At 36.6% G+C, this 4725-nt stretch carries 3 protein-coding genes and 1 pseudogene; all 4 read left to right on the forward strand.

The features are described from left to right. On the forward strand, positions 1–882 hold an 882-nt coding region (locus ADH81_RS09980), incomplete at its 5' end, for a DUF389 domain-containing protein (protein ID WP_049528798.1). Positions 883–1371: 489 nt separating this feature from the next. After that, positions 1372–1962, forward strand: a pseudogene (locus ADH81_RS09990) (IS256 family transposase); the annotation flags it as partial. 180 nt (positions 1963–2142) lie between these two features. Further along, complete coding sequence (locus ADH81_RS09995; protein ID WP_002893755.1) at positions 2143–2421, forward strand: DUF6110 family protein; 279 nt, start codon at positions 2143–2145, stop codon at positions 2419–2421. Between the two features lies 1 nt (position 2422). After that, on the forward strand, positions 2423–4486 hold the full coding sequence (locus ADH81_RS10000; protein WP_002893754.1) for a heavy metal translocating P-type ATPase: 2064 nt from the start codon (positions 2423–2425) through the stop codon (positions 4484–4486). Positions 4487–4725 lie beyond the last annotated feature (239 nt).

Consider the following 4725-nt stretch of genomic DNA (forward strand, 5'->3'; position numbering starts at 1 on the left):
ATGACACCGATTGTTGGACTGGGATTCGGTTTAGCTATTTTTGATACGCGTTTAATCAAGCAATCTCTAGAGGTTTTATTTACTCAAGTATTGGTCAGTTTGCTTGTATCGACTCTGTATTTCTGGATTTCTCCCTTATCTTATGCAAGTAGCGAGTTGATTGCACGAACCTCTCCAACCATTTGGGATGTTCTGATTGCTATTGCTGGTGGGATTGCAGGTGTAATTGGTTCAAGGAAAAAAGAAGCAAATAATATCGTGCCTGGAGTAGCCATTGCAACAGCTCTGATGCCACCTATCTGTACTGCAGGTTATGGTTTAGCTAATGGGAATGTACGATTTTTATTGGGGGCTCTCTATCTTTTCTTGATCAACTGTGTCTTTATCATGCTAGCCAACATTGTTGGAACAAGAATTTTGATGAGAAAATCTCCTTTAACTTCATTTAAAGAGCTGAGCATTAAAATGAGAATTGGCTTGATTTCTTTGATTGTATTGTTGATTCTTCCAGCTAGCTATTCGGCAGTTACTCTGACAATAGAACAAGCGCGCAAAGAAGGGATCAAACAGTTTGTAGGAAAAGAGTTCGCCAATTATACGGTTATTAATCAAGTCTACAAGTCAAGTAACAATGAATTGGTCTTGACGGTTGTTGGAGATCCGATTTCAGAAGAAGAATTAGAAACACTCCACCAAAAACAAGCCTCTTACGGTATTCAATCTGTTCAATTGAAAGTGAATCAAGTTCAGAACTCGCCAACATTAGATAGTGAAGCGACCAAGGAATTTTATGAAAACATTGACAAGTATATTGATCAAAAACTCTCTGAAAAAGATTCACAAAACGATCTCGTAAAAGAAAATGAAGCAGACAAGGATTGAGGACAATGAACTGAATCGGTTTTTACGCCGTGTTTTTCTTGTATCTTCCTCTTTCTTACTTATAGCAGGTTGTTTTTGCTTGAATAAGAAATAAATTAGAAGTTCTATCATCTAAGAAAAATGATGAACAAAAAATCATTTAACTAATGGTGTGAACGTTTAGTGTTTATCAGCTCCATTCTCTGTAATTTTGGGGGTAAAATCCACACCATTCGGATAAAATTAGTTGAATTTGATTGGAAAAAAGCTTTTATAAAAGCGGAGAAAAGTCTTGATATTACGCTGTTTTTAGTCCAACTGAAATTCATACTTTCCAAACCAGGCTTGAAAAAGGCCCGTAAAGCATCACAATTTAGTAAACGTTAATTCGTTACTGGACAGCAGAATACAAACGAAAACACTTTGCATCTTGCAAGGTGTTTTTTTCTATGAGAACTGGCGGTGCGCAATTAGGATAGCTCTAGCGACTTTAGTCGCATAGAGATATGCTATGCACAGTTGCCTCAAGAAAACAATGCTTCTTGGTCCACCCTGTTAGACAAGCTTCAAAACCAAGGAATCCAACAGATTTCTCTTGTAGTTACAGATGGCTTTAAGGGGCTTGAGCAGATTATCAGTCAGGCTCACCCATTAGCTAAACAACAATGTTGCTTAATTCATATTAGTCGAAATCTAGCTAGTAAAGTGAAACGAGCAGATAGAGCGGTTATTCTGGGGCAATTTATAATGATTTATCGTGCTGAAAATTTAGAAATGGCAGGACAAGCTTTAGAGGACTTTCTCGCCGAATGGAAACCAAAGTATAGGAAAGTCATGGAAAGTCTGGAGAAGACGGATAATCTTTTAACTTTTTATCAGTTTCCCTACCAGATTTGGCACAGCATGTATTCGACAAACCTCATTGAGTCTCTTAACAAAGAAATCAAACATCAAACGAAAAAGAAGGTTCTTTTTCCTAATGAGGAGGCTCTGGAACGTTACTTAGTTACGTTGTTTGAAGATTATAATTTCAAGCAAAGTCAACGAATCCATAAAGGGTTTGGTCAATGTTCTGATACACTTGAAAGCTTATTTAATTAACACTCCGTAACTCTACTTAAGTGTTTACACATAATTATTGACAGTATCAAAAAATAAAGTATATTGTTTTCATCATAATATAATTAAATATCAGTATAGAGAATTTTATCTATATATCAGATATCAGCAATTGCTTTTGCTGTCATTTTTCGCTACAATAGTTACAAGGAGGAAATAAACATGTTAAAAGAAGTATTAAACGTCGCAAAAGTTGCGAAAAAATCATCTCTCTTCTTAGGAGGGGTAGCATTTGGGACGCTTGGCTTGAAAGTCTTAGCAAGTAAAGAAGCTAAGAAAGGCTATTCTAAGGCCTTGGCTAAAGCTTACAAATTGAAAGATGGACTGGATGCATCTGTTTCTGTTGTAAAACAACACGGTGATGATGTTTTACAAGACGCTAAATATTTATACGAACAGGAAAAGAAAGAAGAACAATTAGATAGCCTGACAGGTGAATAATATGTCTTTTAAAGTGCTACACAGAGGATATCAACATATCCGATTATCGTCCTCGTTTTCACTGACCTTGGATATTCAAGATTATCTTCGTTCCTTGGCTAAAGATGAAAAAGGGATCGACTCTATTCAGTTTTATATGGATCAGCAGCACTTTACTCTACGTATGAAAGAAGGCTTCTCTGTATTAGAAAATGCAGAGGCCTTTTTAAAAAAAATTGACAAGGGGAAAGTTTCGGACTTGATGACTCTTCCCATTCGTAGAGAAGAGAGTGCTTATTCAATTGTATCGGGTGCAGCGATTAAGCGTTTGCTGTTTCGAAGTTTTGTACCCTACCCTATTCGTTATATTTGGACTTGTTATCAGGCTTTGGGTTATGTCAAAGAAGCCTATCAAACTTTAGCGCGCAAGGAACTAACCATGGAGGTCTTGGACTGTTCGGCCATTTTGTTGTCCTTGTTTATGAACCAATCCAAGACAGCTAGCAACATCATGTTTATGCTTGATTTGGGTAATCATCTGGATCAGTGGTCTTTAAAAAAAACAGCAACAGATTTGGAACAAAGCCTTCTTGCTAAAGAAAGTGATGTTTTCTTAGTGCGGGGAGACATGGTCATCAGCATCAAGAGTTCTGATGTTCAAGTAGGTGATGTATTAGTTGTCTCCCAAGGGAATGAAATCTTGTTTGACGGCCAAGTGGTTTCAGGATTAGGCATGGTCAATGAGAGTTCCTTGACTGGAGAGAGCTTCCCTGTTGAAAAGAAAGAGGGAGATTCTGTATGTGCGAATACTGTTTTGGAAACAGGAGAGTTAAGAATTCGTGTGACTGATAATCAGATAAACAGTCGTATTTTGCAACTCATCAATCTGATGAAAAAATCTGAAGAGAGTAAGAAGACAAAACAACGTCATTTTATTAGGATGGCAGACAAGGTTGTAAAATATAACTTCTTAGGTGCTGGTTTGACTTATCTGTTAACAGGTTCGTTTTCAAAAGCCATTTCCTTTTTATTGGTGGATTTTTCATGTGCTCTAAAAATATCCACACCTGTAGCCTACCTTACGGCCATAAAGGAAGGTCTAAATCGAGAAATGGTTATTAAAGATGGTGATGTATTAGAAAAATATCTGGAAGTGGATACTTTCTTGTTTGATAAAACGGGTACCATCACGACGAGTTATCCTTTGGTTGAAAAGGTTCTTCCTTTCGGAGATTATACTGAGAAAGATATTTTAAGAATAAGTGCATGTTTGGAGGAACATATCTATCATCCTATTGCCAATGCAATTGTTAAACAAGCTGAAATTGAAGGCATTGAACACGAAGAAATGCATGGCAAGCTTCAGTATGTTGCAAGCAAAGGGATTAAATCGCAAATTGATGGTCAATCGGTTGTCATTGGAAATTATGTACTAATGCAAGACGAACAGGTAAGAATTAGTTCTGAGCAGCTGGCCTTGATTGAGCAATATAAGACTCATTACAATTTATTGTTTTTGGCTTATAAGAAAGAATTAATTGGGATGTTTTGTATCCACACTCCCTTGAGAAGCGAGGCGAAAGTTGCATTGAAAAAGCTAAAGCGCCAAGGGAAAAAACTGATTCTGGCAACTGGTGATACGTTGGCTAGAACAGAAGAGTTGGTTAAAGATCTGCCATTTGACAACGTTTATACTGATTTAAAACCAGATGGTAAGTTTCAGTTGGTTCAGGAATTACAGAAAGCTGGCCGAACTATTTTGATGGTTGGAGACGGGTTAAACGACTCTGCTGCCTTGACGCTTGCAGATATTGGGGTTGTGATGAATGAAAGTGCTGATATTTCTAAGCAGATGAGTGATATTTTATTATTAGATAATCGTTTAGATTTCTTCGAGGAATTGAATTCTTTATCTGAATCGTTGCAGAAATTAATTCAAAGAAATATTCAAGAAACAGTTGTAATAAATGGAAGTTTAATTGGATTTGGGTTGTTAAATTGGTTAAGCCCATCTAATCTTTCGATATTGCACAATCTGACTACTTTAAGAATCGTCCTTCGTAGTCTTTCTATTAAAAGTAGGTAAGAGACCGAGAAGCTGAGGTTATAAAAACTAAAAGGAGTTGTCTCATTTGAGAATAACGGCTCTTTTCTACCATTTGTCAAGTATATCAAGGGCCTTAAGTAAAAAAAGAGATAAGACAGTAGCTATTCTGAGGTTACTGTCTTATTTTTACCACTTATTGATTCATAAAAGGACACGCTAAAAAACACCTCATCTGGTATTTTTTGAAACAAGGTGTTATAATAATACGGCATAGATGA

The organism is Streptococcus pseudopneumoniae, from assembly GCF_001072925.1.
In the GTDB taxonomy this organism is placed as follows: Bacteria; Bacillota; Bacilli; order Lactobacillales; family Streptococcaceae; genus Streptococcus; species Streptococcus pseudopneumoniae_Q.

Coding starts and splice junctions, on each gene's coding strand:
- ADH81_RS09995 (WP_002893755.1), top strand. CDS start 2,143: ATGTTAAAAGAAGTATTAAACGTCGCAAAAGTTGCGAAAAAATCATCT.
- ADH81_RS10000 (WP_002893754.1), top strand. CDS start 2,423: ATGTCTTTTAAAGTGCTACACAGAGGATATCAACATATCCGATTATCG.